The 17,172-nt window shown below is 41.2% G+C and carries 18 protein-coding genes; 7 read left to right on the top strand and 11 right to left on the bottom strand.

Features of this window, described 5'->3' with window-relative positions; genetic code table 11:
* Positions 1 to 22: 22 nt before the first annotated feature.
* From KCTCHS21_RS26080 to KCTCHS21_RS26070, 3 genes are read right to left on the bottom strand one after another with little or no spacing between them, the layout of a single operon-like run.
* The gene (locus tag KCTCHS21_RS26080) at positions 23 to 1,000 is read right to left on the bottom strand and encodes a CgeB family protein (protein WP_130614921.1); all 978 of its coding nucleotides are present in this window, start codon (positions 998 to 1,000) and stop codon (positions 23 to 25) included.
* The gene (locus tag KCTCHS21_RS26075; RefSeq protein ID WP_130614920.1) at positions 1,001 to 1,639 is read right to left on the bottom strand and encodes a polysaccharide deacetylase family protein; all 639 of its coding nucleotides are present in this window, start codon (positions 1,637 to 1,639) and stop codon (positions 1,001 to 1,003) included.
* Positions 1,636 to 2,616 (bottom strand): CgeB family protein, encoded by a 981-nt coding sequence (locus KCTCHS21_RS26070; protein WP_408621743.1) that lies wholly within the window; start codon positions 2,614 to 2,616, stop codon positions 1,636 to 1,638. The genes KCTCHS21_RS26075 and KCTCHS21_RS26070 overlap by 4 nt, the downstream gene beginning before the upstream one ends.
* 85 nt (positions 2,617 to 2,701) lie before the next feature.
* On the opposite strand from KCTCHS21_RS26070, the gene KCTCHS21_RS26065 reads away from it, so the two are divergent.
* A complete protein-coding gene (locus KCTCHS21_RS26065; RefSeq protein ID WP_130614918.1) occupies positions 2,702 to 3,328 on the top strand; it encodes a polysaccharide deacetylase family protein in 627 nt (208 codons plus the stop codon).
* A 251-nt stretch (positions 3,329 to 3,579) separates the two neighbouring features.
* On the opposite strand, the gene KCTCHS21_RS26060 is transcribed toward KCTCHS21_RS26065, so the two are convergent.
* Positions 3,580 to 4,656 (bottom strand): C40 family peptidase, encoded by a 1,077-nt coding sequence (locus tag KCTCHS21_RS26060; RefSeq protein ID WP_162309386.1) that lies wholly within the window; start codon positions 4,654 to 4,656, stop codon positions 3,580 to 3,582.
* Between the two features lie 941 nt (positions 4,657 to 5,597).
* On the opposite strand from KCTCHS21_RS26060, the gene KCTCHS21_RS26055 reads away from it, so the two are divergent.
* On the top strand, positions 5,598 to 6,794 hold the full coding sequence (locus tag KCTCHS21_RS26055; RefSeq protein ID WP_130614916.1) for a hypothetical protein: 1,197 nt from the start codon (positions 5,598 to 5,600) through the stop codon (positions 6,792 to 6,794).
* Between the two features lie 160 nt (positions 6,795 to 6,954).
* On the opposite strand, the gene KCTCHS21_RS26050 is transcribed toward KCTCHS21_RS26055, so the two are convergent.
* Both KCTCHS21_RS26050 and KCTCHS21_RS26045 read right to left on the bottom strand, forming a co-directional pair.
* Complete coding sequence (locus KCTCHS21_RS26050) at positions 6,955 to 7,749, bottom strand: alpha/beta fold hydrolase (RefSeq protein ID WP_130616706.1); 795 nt, start codon at positions 7,747 to 7,749, stop codon at positions 6,955 to 6,957.
* A gap of 170 nt (positions 7,750 to 7,919) precedes the next feature.
* A complete protein-coding gene (locus KCTCHS21_RS26045; protein ID WP_130614914.1) occupies positions 7,920 to 8,486 on the bottom strand; it encodes a histidine phosphatase family protein in 567 nt (188 codons plus the stop codon).
* 271 nt (positions 8,487 to 8,757) lie between these two features.
* Between KCTCHS21_RS26045 and KCTCHS21_RS26040 the strand changes: the two genes are divergently transcribed.
* On the top strand, positions 8,758 to 9,873 hold the full coding sequence (locus tag KCTCHS21_RS26040) for a DUF4238 domain-containing protein (RefSeq protein ID WP_130614913.1): 1,116 nt from the start codon (positions 8,758 to 8,760) through the stop codon (positions 9,871 to 9,873).
* Between the two features lie 112 nt (positions 9,874 to 9,985).
* Here KCTCHS21_RS26040 and KCTCHS21_RS26035 read toward each other — a convergent pair whose 3' ends face one another.
* The 4 genes from KCTCHS21_RS26035 to KCTCHS21_RS26020 form a co-directional block, all read right to left on the bottom strand.
* On the bottom strand, positions 9,986 to 10,360 hold the full coding sequence (locus KCTCHS21_RS26035) for a DUF2750 domain-containing protein (protein ID WP_130614912.1): 375 nt from the start codon (positions 10,358 to 10,360) through the stop codon (positions 9,986 to 9,988).
* A 43-nt stretch (positions 10,361 to 10,403) separates the two neighbouring features.
* Positions 10,404 to 10,769, bottom strand: coding sequence for a DUF2185 domain-containing protein (locus tag KCTCHS21_RS26030; protein ID WP_130614911.1), 366 nt, complete (start codon positions 10,767 to 10,769; stop codon positions 10,404 to 10,406).
* Between the two features lie 117 nt (positions 10,770 to 10,886).
* A complete protein-coding gene (locus KCTCHS21_RS31520) occupies positions 10,887 to 11,306 on the bottom strand; it encodes an LPXTG cell wall anchor domain-containing protein (RefSeq protein WP_179952641.1) in 420 nt (139 codons plus the stop codon).
* Positions 11,307 to 11,742: 436 nt separating this feature from the next.
* Positions 11,743 to 12,498, bottom strand: coding sequence for an SDR family NAD(P)-dependent oxidoreductase (locus KCTCHS21_RS26020; protein ID WP_157994123.1), 756 nt, complete (start codon positions 12,496 to 12,498; stop codon positions 11,743 to 11,745).
* A gap of 157 nt (positions 12,499 to 12,655) precedes the next feature.
* Here KCTCHS21_RS26020 and KCTCHS21_RS26015 point away from each other — a divergent pair, with 157 nt between their 5' ends.
* On the top strand, positions 12,656 to 13,276 hold the full coding sequence (locus KCTCHS21_RS26015) for a TetR/AcrR family transcriptional regulator (protein WP_130614909.1): 621 nt from the start codon (positions 12,656 to 12,658) through the stop codon (positions 13,274 to 13,276).
* Between the two features lie 24 nt (positions 13,277 to 13,300).
* Positions 13,301 to 13,696 (top strand): hypothetical protein, encoded by a 396-nt coding sequence (locus KCTCHS21_RS26010; protein ID WP_130614908.1) that lies wholly within the window; start codon positions 13,301 to 13,303, stop codon positions 13,694 to 13,696.
* Between the two features lies 1 nt (position 13,697).
* Here the strand turns inward: KCTCHS21_RS26010 and argC are convergent, their stop codons facing one another.
* On the bottom strand, positions 13,698 to 14,645 hold the full coding sequence (gene argC, locus KCTCHS21_RS26005) for an N-acetyl-gamma-glutamyl-phosphate reductase (RefSeq protein WP_130614906.1): 948 nt from the start codon (positions 14,643 to 14,645) through the stop codon (positions 13,698 to 13,700).
* Between the two features lie 209 nt (positions 14,646 to 14,854).
* Here argC and KCTCHS21_RS26000 point away from each other — a divergent pair, with 209 nt between their 5' ends.
* Both KCTCHS21_RS26000 and KCTCHS21_RS25995 read left to right on the top strand, forming a co-directional pair.
* A complete protein-coding gene (locus KCTCHS21_RS26000) occupies positions 14,855 to 15,037 on the top strand; it encodes a hypothetical protein (RefSeq protein WP_130614904.1) in 183 nt (60 codons plus the stop codon).
* A gap of 300 nt (positions 15,038 to 15,337) precedes the next feature.
* The gene (locus KCTCHS21_RS25995; protein WP_130614902.1) at positions 15,338 to 17,170 is read left to right on the top strand and encodes a cache domain-containing sensor histidine kinase; all 1,833 of its coding nucleotides are present in this window, start codon (positions 15,338 to 15,340) and stop codon (positions 17,168 to 17,170) included.
* Positions 17,171 to 17,172: the final 2 nt, after the last annotated feature.

The raw sequence follows: 17,172 nt of genomic DNA, 5'->3' as shown, positions 1-17,172 counted from the left end.
CCCTTGAACAGTTACTGTATATTCACAGAATCTTATGCTTTTTTAGCTGACTTATCATATATTGAGCTCGTTGTTTATAGCTATGTCTCATAACCGCACGCATTCCCTGCTTGCGAATTTGTTCTCGTTCATTTGGATGCTGCATGTAATATTTTACGAGTCTACGGGTCTGACTGCCCGAACGTGATATGACGAGATCTTTACCTGGTTTGAATAAGCGACGGATTTCTGGTGTATCGCTGGTTAGAAGGAACCCACCTGAGGCTAAAATTTCATAAGTCCGTTGTGTGACTTGAGTTAACTGATTTTGCGGACCGATCACAATTTTTGCGGAATTATATACTTTATGTGCTTCAGGATAGGGCAAATATCCATGAATCCAGTTGCGGGGAATACCAACACCCAATATGGGCTTCATATCCTCCCATTGTCTTCCCCAAAAATCAATTCGGGTTCTGTCTTTGACTAAGGGGCGAATGAGATGGTGCAGCGATTTAATACGGAAATGCTTTGGATAAATTTTCAGAATTCGGGAGTAGCCGTTGGCGACTATTGCGATATCGCTCTGCAGGTGCTTAATACTTTTTCCTTCATGGTGGACTTTTCGGTGATAGCCAAAATCCATGTGGGCTGCCTTTATTCCTATTTTTTTATAATTTTTAACCATGGAGCGACAAATAGTAAAAACAAAATCAGGCTTGATCGAACGAACATAAGGAAGAGAGAAGGATTCATGATGGGTAGGATCTTCAGTAGCCCAGTATATGTGTGGTATTCCAGAGGAGGCCACAAACCTTCTCACCCATTTCCGCTTTTGTTCCCTATGCTCGGGAGTCCAGCCAAGACTTATGATGAGATCAGGCCGGAAGCTGCTTAGCAACTTAGGTATTTTACTGGGGGTTAGAGGACCTGATATTTTTACCGTATGTCCAGCGTCTCTAAAGCCGTTGGGAAGACCATGAATCCACATGGGATGATTTTCTAAAAACAGTACTTTCATTTATTTACCCTCCGGCATTTGATAATTGAAAGAGTGAGTAGAGAGTACACCAAAGCGAAAGCCTTGTCTTTTTAGACCCCTTATTATTGCGGGTAAAGCGAGCAAGGTATTATCTGAAAAATCATGAAATAGAATAATGCAATTTTTATTAAATTTGCTTTCATGAAGTACTTTTTGAATCATCTGTCCCGGTGCTGGACGGGGAAGATTAGAGTCATGGGAGTCAATATTCCAATCCAGGTAAAGGTATCCTTTCGACTTAAGCTCAGCCTTAATGGAACGTATTGTTTTTACTCCACCTCTTGCAATACCTAATCGGGTATTGGACCCACCCGGGAATCGAACAAGACGGGTTTTTATTCCAGCAACACGCTGAAGATAGCGTTCCATACGGTAAAAGTCAGCAAAAAATGCCCCCTTGGTCGAATAAATAGTTGAGAAGTTGTGAGTATACGTATGATTTCCTATACGATGTCCAAGTTTTTTTATTCTCCTGTACATACGAATACCGTACGGGCTCTTGTTCCCTATAACAAAAAAAGTCCCTTTAATCTTATACTGCTCCAGGATAGCTAATATTTTTTTCGTATTTTTCGCAGGACCATCGTCAAATGTTAAGTAGGCAACCTTGATTGTCATTGGACTAATCCCCGCTTTCGCAGCTCATTCATCATAAAACGTGCACGATTGGTGTAATTATGTCTCGTAATGGCACGACGCCCGTTTCTTCTTATTTGTTCCCGCTCTTGGGTGTTAGCCAAATAATAACGAACCTTTCTTAAGGTTTCGTTAGGCGATGAGCTTACTACCACGTCACGCCCAGGACTCAGAAGTGCTCGGATAGCAGAGGTGTCACAAGTTAAAAAAAAGCCGCCCGAGCCCAGCGTTTCATAGGTTCTTTGAGTCACCATATCCGTATAATTTTGTAATCCCAACACGATTTTAGCGGAACTAAATACTTTGTTGGCATCCTTGTACGGTATGTACCCTTTGATTGATTTCTTAGGGATCGAGCATCCAATAAAAGGCTTCATACGGGACCAGTTGCGACCATAAAAATCGATATTGTAACCGTTCATTAACAGCGGTCGGATTAGTGTACGAATGGACTGATTGCGATACAGCTTCTTATATTTGCGTAATACATCTGGATAGGCGTTGGCAACGACTACAATATCTGTCCGAAACTTCTTCTTTACTTCTGTTCTGAAATGTACTTTAGGATGAAAGGCATAGTCTAGATGTGCCGAAGGAAAACCCATGTCTTGAAATCTCTTTGAAGATTTTGCCGAAATGGAAAAGGTATAATCCGGTTTCATACGCTTGAGAAGCGGTATGGTGAACACTTCTGTAAAATTTGGATCTTCCAACGACCAATAAATAAGTGGAATTCGGTAGAGAGTAGCAAGATTTCTCATTAAACGCTGCTTGGTTTTCGTATGATCAGGGCCCCAGCCAACAGAAACAAGTAAATTGGGCTTATACGATTCTATCAGGCTGACAAGAGCACGTCTGGTGACAGGACCCGATGTTCTTACATGATGTCCTAGATCCCTCAATCCATCAGGCAAACCATATGACCACAGCTTCCCGCGCTCCAAAAATAATATTCTCAATATAACCACCTCCCTGTTCTAACAGTGACAGATACATAACCAAATATTATTTGCCAACATATATATGTGAGAAAGGGGGTATACAATGAACTCTATATTCGAACCGGTTTATCGTGTGAATACACAAAGAAAATGCGTAGCTCTAACGTTTGATATTGGGTGGGGGAGTAAGGAACTTAATCCTGTTCTTAAGGTGCTGACTGCGAACGAAGTGAAAAAGGCAACTTTTTTTCTTTCGGGTCCATGGGTGATGAAGCGCCCAAAGTTGGCTCGAATAATAAAGACATTGGGTTATGAAATTGGTTCTCATGGAAATCGTCACGAGAACTATACTAAGCACGGGGACAAGTGGATAATTAATGAAGTAAAATTGGCTGGTAAAGCTATACGAAGAGTTACTGGTGTGAATTGCCGCCTTATTCGAACACCGTATGGTGATATGAATCATCGGGTAACTAAGCTGCTTGGCTCATTAGGATATCGTACTATTCACTGGAGTGTAGACTCCCTGGATTGGATGAATCCGGGGATACCCGCCATTATTCGGAATTCCACCAAAATGGTAAAACCCGGGCACATTCTGCTGCTTCATGCAAGTGATTCTGCAAGACAAACAGCCAAGGCACTTCCTTTTATTATTCGCAGGTTAAGAAGGCAGGGATTCGATTTTGTTACGGTATCTGATTTATTGAAATTGGAAAAAAACAGCTAGTTGGAATCGCTTAATAATGCCTGTCGTTCCTTCATGCCAGTTGCAAGTTGTTGGAGTCACTCGCGTTTTTTTTATCAGCTTTCACCATCATATTCATGACTTACTCAATTGAATAGGCCACAACCTATCATCATTATGTTTTCTTTGCCATGGAACTTCTCGATATTTTTGGAGAGCAGAGATGAAAAAGAAGATCAAACCTTTTTCCGGTTGACCTTCTTCTTGTACAAGCTAATTAGCTGAAAAGATTTTTATGACACTATTCTTATTAACGTACTCTTTTTGGCTCTATCACGTTGGGTTTGGTTGATAACCGGTTTTGAAGGAGGTTTGGGATACATCAGATTTTTTTTATCCAAATCATGTGAAGTTTCTTTGGGGTCAATTGTTCGACTCGGATTAATGGATCTACCTGTTAGGGGATTTACAAACAAAGCATGACCTAATTCATGCGCCAGCATCTGTGTGCGTTCCCTTGTATTAGTAGCAAGTAGAATGGTTGCCACTCTCGGGCCTAATTTTTTACCATAAAAATAAATTGCCCCAGTTGTTTTTCTGTTCGCCCCAATATCCTTAAAGGATTTGGATGTCAAATAAATGACTACCACATCTTTTCGGGTACTGCCTGTGGGGCTGTATTTTATTAATTTTTGTACTTTTTTTGGTTGTTTGTTTAAGAAAATGCCGCCCAAAAACTCACCATCTTTAAATCTATAGGATTCATCTGTATGTCTGGTAATGGATTTTAAACGGAATGTGATTCCACTGGATTCCCATATTTTGCTTGCCTGGTTTAAATCCCTTTTAATTATTGCATCCTTGATTGAATTACCGGTACTCGTCACCACGTATACATTTACTACTAAATTTCGGTGTTTGGAAGTTGAAACTTTATTATCCGCCATCTTAAGCATCCCTCTCTCACTTGTTGATAGGCCTATTATTCTTCTTATTTGCATAAATTTTATTTTCCAGTATCCGTTAAGGTAACATTCCTCTTGACAGCCTTTTCTAAATTGAAGTCCAATAAAATAACCGGGTCTCGTAACAATTCCGACATGGGATACACCTTTTCTGTACATATTCTTAAAAAAAATGATATCGCCAGTACGTGCTTCGCTCTTGGGAATTTTTTTGCCGTGCTTTACCTGATGCGAAGTTTTGTCACCAATGTCGATACCAGTGGTCTTAATAATCACATATCTGCAAAAGCCTGAGCAATCGCCATAACCGAGATCAATGTCCTTCTCACCAAAAATGTAGAGAAGCTTGCCTTTATGAGATCGCGCGAAATTAATTATTTTTCTTCGAACTATTTTGCTTTTCATCGCTCCGTTCCTATATTTACGCATAGAAGACCTCCGAAGCTAGTTCTTATGTCAAACGTGTTAAAGGAGTTCAGTTCAAACTTACTACCCATAATATATTGTGTGATATTTGGGTTGGTCACGGCTCACAGTGTATATTGCCGCATGAGAAGAACCTACTGAAGGGCGATATGCTGCTTTCGTTGATCCGTTTGGCAACGTGCATGAAATCGGTAAATCGTCCGATTGAGAGTCATTAACTTTGGAGGAGTTTTGCTTCGCGGCAAAAGGGAACTATAGTTCAAGACTTAACTTAGACGCTACTGGCATGGTATAGGCAGTCTAGTTACGCTAACAGGAGAATTGTTGGATTAAGGATCCCTAATTAATCTATACTAATAGTTAAAATGGAAAATTTATCAGAAAAAGGAGGGTGTGTTTTTCTGCACACTTATCTTCGAATTTTCGGTTTGATAACTTTAGGTATGAGTCTGATGTATTTTCCACCTGTACTAGAGTATCTTTGGGGTTTAGATTCTGGACCTAATGGGTTCACATGGTGTATTTTTCAAATATTCTTTGGGGTTGCCTTTTGTTCAAAGGAGTTTCTTACCCAGCGGAAAATACTTAACTTCATCTTGATTGGTAATTTGATTTATCAACTAATATGGAGTTTTCTTATTATTGACCACCTAGTAAGGGTTCATGACAGGTTCTTAGGACACATCCCATATCTATTGCATTTAGTATTGGCTTCAGCTATTGGATTTTACTTTATCAAATTCCACAGAAAACAGACGCCTTTATTAAGTTAGCGAAGAAAGATAGTCTGATAAAGACAAGAAGGCAGCCGGTCAGAATGGTCGGCTGCTTTTTGACGTTGAAGTTACGGGAGGATTAGTCCCAATATGTGTTGAAATGTAACATAAGGACAAGAATTGATGAAGTAAGGAGTGCGAATATTGGGTACGTTCCTTTCAAATATTCAGGTGTTCACCGGTTTACAGGATAGCGTTAAATTGCTAGAGGAACTGGTGCTTACCGTAAGAGACAGGCTGGTAGGATCAGAATATGAGGAAACAGACGACGCTAAACTAGCTGACCGATCTCTCATTCTACAGATTTCCTCTGATCGGTGGATTTCCATCTACGACCAAAGACTCGACGAACAAGACATGGATGCAATGGACATGCTTGGCGCTGCCATTTCGGCTCGTGCTGGCGTTTCAGTCGTTGGGTCCATCGTTCATGATAGTGACTTACTTTTGATGCGCCTGTATCGGAACGGCAGGACGGCCGATACGATAATCAACGACTTGGATCTCTTCAATGAGATGTCCGAGGGGAGTCGTCCACGAAAACGGAACGGGTTGCATTCGAAATGGGCTGAGGTTTGTGCGCATGGAGTGAATCCTACGGAACTAAAGGCGATCTGGGAAAAAGAAAATGTCTTCGCAGAAGACGCTCTAGCACTGGCAGCGAAGCTATTGGATATTCCCGCTGAGGCGGCGATGCGAGGCTATGAAATTGAACACGAGTATAGCCCAAATACGATTATGGACGGTCAATTAAAGGTTCTCCATTTTCGCAGCAAGATCCGCTTATCCGATTACATTAAACATATTGATGTACCAAAACTGGCATTCACAAGTTGGGCCTCTATCGCGGCAGGGGATGTCGGGAATCCATCAACAATTCGATTCGGACTGACCAATCAAGGAAAAGCCTTCACGGGACTCGACGTACTTTTGTGGGGGCCAGCTCTTGACGAGCAGTTGACCGAGCCAGGTCCCGGGAAGTTGATCGGTGGTTCGTACCAATTTCATACGCGGGAAGAGTGGAGTGTCGACCCGCAGTTGGTCGAACTGGAGGCAGAGGGATCGAAGATCAACGGGTACCGATACCGGTATCCGGAAATCGCCTTTCCGGGCGGGTACATGCAGGTCGTGTATCCGGAGACGGCCGCACAGCTTGGCCTCTTGAATAAGTGGATGGAGCAGTTCAATCAACTTCAGATTTCGTTCCATATTACGTTTACTGGAAAAAGTGTGGGGAAGTCCACTCTTTCCATCGGATTTGTTCAGATGGAAGCTCCTGAAAACCAGCTGGGTTTGAGTTTGCCAGTATATATTGGAGTAGAACAGGACAGGGATTATTAGAATTGAAAGATCAGTTTCATCCTAATTAGTATGTTATTTTATTTATGGATTCATCTGATTCACTTGGGAGGAAAATACCCTATGAGTTTCCCGCCATTCAGGAAACGTGGGGTAGGGAGTGTGTTTTCATGTTAATGAAAGAAAAAAGTGATTTTTATTGTTAGTTTATCGCAGTTCCTACGAAATCCCGCATCAGTTGATTAAATTTGTCGCGTTCGTCGTAGAACGAGGCGTGGCCGCTATACATAAACGGTATGAGCTGCGAATGGGGAATTTTCTGATGCATCTCCTCCGCCTGGCTGAATGGAATGACCTGGTCGTGAATGCCATGTACGATCAGCGTCGGCACTTGGATGCGTGACAGGTCGGCATTCAAATCAAGGTCCCGCAGCATGACGATGATCGCGGCTGTTGACCAGCCGGCGGCTTGCATGCCCATCTGATTGAACCAGTCCGAGAATGGCTTGGTGATGTACCGAAAGAAGAAAATGTTCGTCACGCCTAGCATCATGTTCGCCCGGTCGTTCAACGTCTCCTTCAGCAGCTGCGCGGCCGTCTCTTTGGTGAGACCGCTTGGAGCCGCTGCGTCGATAAGCACGAGCTTGGATACGCCTCCACCGTTGTACCGTACGATATATTTGATTGCGATCGCACCTCCAGTCGAATGTCCGGCGAGCACGAAATCTTTCAATTGCATCTCCTCGACGACAGCGCGAATATCGTCCGCAAGGCGTTCTAAATTATAGCCGCTGTAGGGCCGATCCGACTTACCGAAGCCACGCCAGTCGATGCCGATGCAGCGATACCCCATGCCGGGCAGCACGTTGAACTGATATTCGAACTGTTCATGGCTGAGAGGCCAGCCGTGTAGAAACATGATCGTCTTGCTTCCTGTCGGGTTGATGTCTTCCACGTAGAGCTTTACCCCCGGCTCTACCGTTACGTAGTATCCCACCATCGATGCCTCCTCGAATCAAAATCCTTTCGTATTAGGATACGCGCCTAGCGCCCAAATGTGAGTTGAATAATCTCACATAACTTCAGAAATACATGAGGGAGGTGTATGGAAAAAATAAAGTATTAGACTGGGTTTAGTTGATTTAGCTAACGTATCCGTTCGCTAAATCAAAAATCCTCATTCCATAGTCTTACTACCTCTTTTAGTTCTAAATTTTCAAAACTTAATTTATAAATATCTGGTTTCTTTAATTGATTTAAAAAATCCAAACCATAACTTGAATCAAAATAATTGATCATCAAGGTCATTACAAGTCCATGTGTTCCAATAGCTATTTTTTTCCCAGAGTGTTCTTTTAATATGTTTTTTATCACTGATATTGATCTATTCTGGCAATCAGAATTAGACTCCCCATCCGGTAAAGAATAATCAAAATCATAAAATTCCTCTCTAATAACGGACATTAAATTTTCAATAATTTCTCCAGCAAAATGCCTTTCCCTGAGATCTTCAAATGTTTCGATATCTAATCCCAAGTTTTGTGCCAATCCCTCAATACTCAGGATTGCTCGGTTATAGGGGCTAGATATAATAATATCTATTCCTTCTTCTTTAAGAATCTCTGTAACTTTTTCAACATCGCCCTTGCCCTTTGTGGTGAGTCCTCTTGTTCTTTCAGTTCCTTCATCGTATGGTGATTCAGCATGCCTAACCATATAGACGATGGTGTTCATATAATCCTCCTTGAATTGTTAATTTATTATATTACTGTGATTTCACATAACGTGAGATTCAAAGTTCGTGAATATTCCGTCTCAAAAAGTATTCGAGTTGTCATTTAGCTATCCTGCTCGTTACTTCAACAAACGATAAAGGAGCTATCATGTAGCAAGCTCAAGGTATGGTGACTGTTAACAAGTTACTAAAAACTAATGGATTTCATATCTCCAATTGCATTAAAATGGTATATAGTGAGTTTATTCCTAAGAGAAATCAGGTGAAAATATGGCAGAAAAAAATAGACAGCACTACGTTCCGAAGTTTTATTTAAAAAACTTCTCCAATACTCCAAAAGCAATAGACACCTTTAATCTTACAAACGCAAAATATATCCAAAACGCATCCATAAAGGATATGTGCCAACGACATAATTTTTATGGAGCTGATAAGAGAATTGAGAATTTGCTAAATGAAAAAATCGAAACGAAGGCATGTTCACTTATTCGAGAAGTTCTTGAAACGAGCAAATTCCCTCAATCAATACAGGATTACATGCATTTATATATGTTTTTATTGGTCAGCGAAGCTAGAAACTTGAAAATTGCAGAATCAGCCAATCAAGCGATGGACATGCTGTCAAAAGCTATTCTAGAACACTATCCTGAAATTCAGGATCTAGACTTGAACAAATTTACTATCAAGTTAAATGAACCATCCACTTACAGCATTGAAGCAGCTATAGAAGGAACTCCACTTGTCCTTGACTTAAAACCACTTTTAATTGTCGAACAAACTATGGGAGCAAGAAGATTTATTACTTCGGATAATCCGTTAATTCGGTACAATTCATTTTACTTGAGTAAAAATTATCCCGGAGGATTTGGCTATATAAACAGAGGTGCACAGTTCTTCTTTCCAATCTCGCCACATATGTGCATCCTGCTCTATGATGAGAAGGCATATGACATCCCCGACCAACAAGATCACATCTTGATTCTAAAAAAAGGAAAAGATGTGGACCAACTAAATGAATTGTTTTATTTAAACGCACATAACAACGTGTTCTTTGAACAAAAAACAAAAATGGAATATATCGAAAGATTACATCACAAAAATAGACGAGAACCAAGGATCGCGAATTTGGAAAGAGAAACTAACACCTTCAGGGCTGAGGATTCACAGGGAGGCAAGTTATTACACTTTAGCCATAATCGAGTACGGAAGAAGTTTCATTTTTCGTGGATGAAAATCTCTAATTATGCAAATGAGTTAATAATCCCTGCTCATATGGGGGGAATTAATCGAACAGAATCACCTTTTATAAGAGAATTTTTAGAAAAAAGAAAATTAGAATTTGAACAGGAACGCCCCCCGTCTAGTAACAAATTCTTCAGGACTTAAAATTCTCAATACTATTAGAGCTACCGGCAAGGCATTACACTGTCCGTTAAAGGAATAATGGCTGCGCCACGGCAGCCGTTCAAGTATCGTTCCCAGATAGCGTAACGACGGATTAGTATTTTTCAATTTCTTGTTCCAAGTCATTAAGTAGAACATTGACAGCTACAACAGCCGAATCATTTCTGTTCCAAAAGATCGAAGGCTTATGATGATCTTCACTTATTCCTGGCAACCAGTCATTCATAAATTCGTTTAAGGTAATACTCTGTGGTTTGTAATGCGACCATTCTTCAAAAATACAAAATTCTGCAAAGATTCTTTTCGGCCAAAATGGGATTAATATATTACCATTATCGTCTTCGGTCACTGCCCATCCATCGTCATACAAGCCCCAAACTTCTTCCGAGTCTGCAACCTTATTAATAAAGTACTCATACCGAATATTTGCTGGAAGCTTTATAACTGCTTCGAATTCCTTCTGGTTCAATATGACCTTCTCCTTCGCAACCAAACTATCGTTCCCAGTTAGTTCAATTTTCTGGATTCTCCCAACCCTCGTCTAAAACAAACTTACCTGTTTTGTCTCTAATAAAAGCAGTCCCTGTTGGAGCGTCAAGAAATTGAATAATATCTAAATCATAATTACATATCGTGTTTACTTGGTAAACGGAATGATTTTTAGGATTATTCATATACTCATCATCCTCATCGCCAGCCATAAAGCGCCAACCACTATCTGGATAATTAGTATTTGGTTCTTCTCTATACATAAACCCGACTTTACTTCCATCAACTGTTATTCTGTCAGTTGCAATGCATCCTTCTTCAGTTTTAATAAGCCTTCTTATTTTACCCCCAGGAATTTTATACTTTTTCTTATTTTTAACCCCAAACATTCGTCTCCCCCTCTATTGCGCTATCATTACCTGACTCTAAGGATTCGTGAAGATAATCGCGCTATCGTGTCCCGTTAGCTTAACTCCTCCTTTGGGATCTTCACTTTCATGGCTAATTCAAATGTGCTTCTTTCGTCTTCTGAAGAATAATATCGAAATCATCACAGCAACAATAATGCCTCCGATAATAAATATCCAAATACGATTTTGGGTTTCCAAATAATCATTATCATAATGTCCACGGTTAACTGCTTTCACAAATGTATTCTTATTTGCCTTGACTGCAATTATCTCTTTCGGATCCTTGTCTTTTATCGAGTAATATTCAGTTCCCACTGGAAAAGTATTAGAAAAATTTCCAGGGTAGGTCCCTTCTATATCTGAATACCGTGTTACTTTTCCAATTTTCTTTTCTATATCACTCAAAAGGACGAGTTCATCAGTCACCTCATATAGATTCTCTGAATAAACAACGCTCCTGAACGCCCAATCTGCTGATACAGGCTCAACGGAAATAAGAGTAATAACAAATGCCATTAAAGAAGCAATAATATTCTTCAGAATAAATCCCCTCTCCAAATAGTGTGATTTCAACTTTTCTAGTTCCCATAAATGGAGTATTCGCGGAAGAGTTGTGCAATCCTGCCCGTTAGTTTAGTGGCCATCCTCAGTCTAATACTCTATTTTTCTAGTCTACAACTTTATTTTCAGTCTAACACTTTATTTTCTTCTTACAGGAGGCATATTATTGAAATTCATAACGATTTTTATGGGAAGCCATGTAAAATAGACGGGTCATCTAAATCATTTCAGACTATTCTACTCAGTAAGTTTAAAGGTGCAAGACTTAAAACGAGAAAAATAATCTTTTTCTTTATCGCCTCTCACCACGCAAAAAGCCAACCCATGGAGACGATAGAGGTTGGCTTTTTTGCGTGGAGGAATAATTTTAAGCTGTTACGTAGGGGCTTGATTATTGGAAAATCTGGCCTCCGGCACAGTTCACTACCGTTCCGTTCAGCAAATCGGCACCGGTAGTTGCGGCGAAGATGACGGCTTCAGCGATTGCTTCAGGTGTTGCCGGAATATTTGGTCCGGTAGAAGCGACAAGCTTCGCCATCCGTTCTTCTGTCAGTGTATGTACCGCATTGGCGGCGATGTTCGTAATCATTGTGTTCGGAGCGACACCTACGGCACGGATGTTCAAGTCCTGATAGTCTTGTCCAATCGATTTCGTCAGTGCTGCCAATGCGTGCTTCGTCGCAGAATACAGGCCGTTATAAGCGGTCGGCTTGAAGCTGTTCGACGAGACGGTGTTGACGATATTGCCTCCGTTATTCTGAAGCATGACCGGAATGACATATTTAAGGCCTAAGAACGCTCCCTTGAGGTTTACATTCATGACACGATCATATTCGTTGATATCATATTCGTGAAGCAGGCGCAGCGGAATCATCATACCCGCATTGTTGGCAAAATAGTCGATCGTGCCGAATGCGCGAACCGTTTCTTCGACATAGTTCTTTACATTTTCCTCATTCGTTACGTCGGCTTTAATGAAGATAGCCTCTGCATTCTTTTCCTTGACGAGTGCCAAAGTTTCCTTGCCGGCTTCTTCATTGAAGTCTACCAGCGAGAGTTTGTAGCCTTGCTCAGCAAGTTTGATGGCTAATGCTCTTCCAAGTCCGGTAGCTGCACCTGTGATCAGAAAGGTTTTGTTTATTGTCATACCTGTGCACCTCATTCTTATTCTTGATGGTTAGCTTATCAACATGCCCATCGTATCAGAATTGAAATGCGATTCAAACGACAAAATCCCCGAAACTGTAGTGGTATACTACAACTAAACGAATTCTTTCTTGAACATTGAAAAGGAGACGCTAAAAATGAGCCATTATGAGTATCTGGATAAGAGTGTCGTGCGAACGCGATTGTTACTACATGCAGCGATTCTGGATCTGATTGATGATAGGCCATATGCTTCTGTCAGTGTGACGGATATTACGAAGAAGGCGGGTGTCAATCGGGTTACTTTTTATAGCTACTACTCATCGAAAGCAGAGTTAATGGAAGAAATCATCGAGGAGAAGTTCAACGAGTATTTTTCCATTGTGGAGTGCATTGAGCCCTTGAAGGATATAGATCAGTTAATGGCTGGATTGGAAATCTATTTCCGCAAGAGTCTTCATCATATTAGCCTCAATGTGAAGTTCTATCGCATTTTGCTTTCAGGGGCGTTGTTGGAGTATAAAGATCAATTCGAGAAAAGGTTGCATGTCTGTCTAAAGCAAATCCTTCGTAAAGCGGAAATCAACGGCGGTAAGAAGTCTCCGGTGGATTTGGACTTCTATATAGAATGGACGATCGGCGGCACGATTCATATTATTCACAAGTGGCTGGCAAGCGGGATGAGTACGTCACAAGAGCAATTTATGAAGCAAATGCTCCTCATATCTGCCGTTTCAAGCAAGCTCTTCGGTACGAGCGGGGATGCCTTTGTGACCTAGTAATATATTAATAAACTTGAGAGGATGAGCATTATTTTTAGAGATGCAGAACACGCTTGGAATCCTACTCCTGAAGAAATAAGAGTATGGGCATACAGTAATGAGAAAATTCCAGAGCAAGATTGGGAATTAGCTGTAAACAGTTTTGAAAATATTCCGATGATTTGTTCGTTTATAGATGACGAAAACTGTAATCACATTTCGTTTTTTCTTTGCAGCCTTTACGTTTTTACAGGAGATATCGTTAAGTCTGAAGAAATTGAAGAAATAGACAGGCTATCTTTGTTATTAGATAAGGTGGAAATGTCAGCTGAAACGGAAAAACTAAACGAATGGATTAATCGCTCTAAGTATCTTATAGAGCATCCAAACACCTATGATTATGCGTATTGGGGGCTTGGTTCCAAGTACGCTTATTGAACTAATCTGTATTTCCTTCATCGAATCCAAGCATGAGATTCATATTTTGTACAGCAGCGCCTGATGCCCCTTTACCTAAATTATCGTATCTTGAAATAATATTGATCCTGTCTTTTTGTCCAAAAACAAATATGTCTAGTTGATTCGTATTATTACATTCAGAAATCATAAAGTGCCCTTCATCGAGGTAAGCTTCTGAATCGTACGTCATCACATTTACGAAACGCTCTTTTTCAAAATAAGTGGATAGTACTTCATGTACATCTTTTGCGGAAGGGGTTTTCGGCATTAACCTGCTTATTAAGGGAACTGACATTGCTAGTCCTTGTGCATAATTAGCTATAATGGGTGAAAATAATGGCTCGTAAAGGAGTCCTGAATACAATAGCATTTCAGGGATGTGCTTATGATTGAGCTGCAACGAATAATGCCTTGGATAATTGAGCTTTTTTTCAGTAACTAATGCTGAATTTTCATATTCCTCAATGCCACTTTTTCCAGCTCCGGAATAGCCAGTCAATGAATAACATGTAACGGGATAATCATGCTGAAGAATACCAGCCTCGATCAAGGGTCTAATAGTAAGAATAAAACCGGTAGCATGACAACCAGGGACGGAAACTCTCTTTGCAGTACGTATTAAATCTCTTTGATTTTTTAGCTCAGGCAAACCATATACCCAATTTTTATCAGTTCTAAAGACAGTGCTGGCATTAATGATTTTAGTTTTTTCATTTTTCACAAGAGCAACGGACTCTTTGGTAGCCGAATCGGGAAGACAAAGAAAAACAACGTCTGCTGCATTAAGAAATTTACTTCGTTCTTCAGGGTCTTTTCTTTTGTCGTAGTCAATCCGGAGAATCTCTATGTCTGATAGTTTGGATAGATACTCAAAGATTTTCAAGCCCGTTGTACCTTCTTGTCCGTCAACAAATACTTTATATTTCATAATCACCCTCCTATTCATGAATAAATATTATAATTTAAGTATAATTATGCATTTGTATTTGCAGTAAGTATATCTTTCAATTCATCACAATACAAGTATTGATTTATGCTGTCCGTCCTTCGGTGAAACGGTGAACAACAAAGCAGATTAGTATAGACAACAATACTCCCCATTGTTAATAACGACATTCTCTGAATGGAGTGGTTTTTATGAAGCTTTTACTAAACATTCTTCCTCCAGTCGCTACTATTGTGCTTTCATTAATTTTTTGTTTTGCTAACCCTTATAATTCTATGCCGCTTGATGAAGTAACAATAGTTATAGTTTTTGTGTTACTGATTATACCTGGGTTATTTGTATTAGTTTCCTACTTTGTTAAAACAGAAAATTAAAGCTTATAGGCTTCTACTCCTCTTTGCCTGTTGGGATATATTTAGCAATACAATCATTCCCCAGCTATTGGAATTTGTTTATTTTTTTAATTCTCCTCTATCCCCTCATTAAAACAAAAACATATCCGGGTGCTTCATAGGGAGAACAATACTGAGATTATGTACAGTCCGACCATATCCGGCTTGTGTTCTGTAAATCCTCCATATCCACATCTGTAATTTTTCATATTCGTTCTGATCTTGCTCTGATACAATTAAGGAAATGAATGCGCTTACTGAATTGTGCGCGGGGTGAACGGCATGTTCGGATCTTTTAGCTACCAGACGAAGATTTTCCTTGCGCTTGCTGCGTTCCTATTTGCGGTGCTCACGATCGTCAACGTCATTAATTATTATCGTAACGAATCGTTGATTATGAACGATATTGCCCAGAACAAACAGCAGACAACGATCAAGCTGCAGGAGCAAGTCGATGAAATGCTTAAGGAGATGGATAAGCTTTCGATCTCTGTCAACGCATCCGATTCGATCATGGGCGTGCTGAAAGGCATCTCGTTCGACTCTGATCGGAACTATTTTATCGAGAATCCAGCTGTCAGTGCAGACGTCAGGAACACTTTGCTCTCCTTTATGTCACTGCAGCCGCTTAAGGGAAGGATCAGTCTCGTTAGTCGTTTCGGTGATTACTTGGATCTTAGTAACAAAATGAATAATATCAAAGTCGACAAATCGCAGATACGCTTGAAGCCTACATTCAGGGATTATTTAGGCATGGAGGAGTACAAGCGGTATTTGGCGCCTCATCCGGACCCTTGGTCGGTATCCGGGGACTTGGTCGTTTCCGTCGTCCGGCCGCTCCGGGACAATTATAACGTTTATGGATACGTGGAAATTAGCTACGCGGTCAAAGAATTGGAGAACATCTTTTTCTTTAGAAATAATTTATCGTTCGGCAACGTGCTCATTATGGGCTCTGACCGCAGCGTGTTGTTCAGCAGCTTGTCTCCAGTGCAGGAGCGGAAGCTCGACGAAGATACACGTTTGGCGATGCAGTTCAACGGTGAGTTCGGACATTTCGAATCGAGGCTGTCAGGAACCCGTCAGATGGTGTTCTATTCAAAATTGACCTCTACGGATTGGAACATTTTGCTCGTTGAAGATTTATCCGCTTTCCGCCGCCCTATTGAGTATTTGCGAATAAGCTCGATCACGATTTTTCTCGCGGTGCTTATCGTGCTTCTTTTCCTACTCTACCTGTATACGAATCGCGTGACGAGACCGCTGAGGAGACTGAAGGACTCGCTAGCGAACGTCGACCTAGCAAAGCTGGAGCTGCTGCCCGCTAGGCTAAGAACCCGCAACGAGATCACGTTATTGGGCGTCGCTTTCCAAGGGCTTCTCGATGAATTGAAAATTTCTATGCGACAAGCGGAGAAATCCAACGAACGCGCGATGGTCGCTCAGATGAATGCACTGCAGGCTCAGGTCAATCCCCATTTCTTGCATAACACGTTGACGGTAATTGCGGCATATGGAAAAAGCTCAGGCAATCCGAAGGTGACGGAAATGTGCATTGCGTTGTCGGACATGCTCCGATATACGATGAAATTCGATCGCAAAGATTCCACCATCGGAGCCGAAATCGAGCACGTGGGGCAATACCTGACGTTGATGAAGAGCAAGTACGAGGATTTCTTGGAGATCGATACGGAGATCGTTCCCGACATCTTTCCTGTTCCGATTCCTCGATTGTCGTTGCAGCCGCTCGTGGAAAACGCGTTCAATCACGGCTTCGCGGGAGTGGATCCGCCGTGGAAGCTTTCCATAAGAGGAACTGTTAGCGAAGGACGATGGACAATAACAATCGCGGACAATGGCATTGGTTTTTCGACAGAGATGTTGAACAAAATTAATCTTCAAATCAGCGAATTGAGGTCCAATCCTGGAGCGGAGACAGAGAGATTAATTGTGGAGGGTGGAGAGGACGGTTCAATGCCGATCCGGCAAGGGAACGGGATAGGCCTGACCAACGTGGTTGCGCGACTTTTTCTGTTCTACGGGGAAGACGTCGAGTTCCGGGCTGACAACGCATCCGACGGGGGAGCGGTATTCACGATCACTGGGAGGCGCTAAGA

This window comes from Cohnella abietis (genome assembly GCF_004295585.1).
Classification (GTDB): Bacteria; Bacillota; Bacilli; order Paenibacillales; family Paenibacillaceae; genus Cohnella; species Cohnella abietis.
This window is presented reverse-complemented; position numbering and strand designations above follow the sequence as displayed.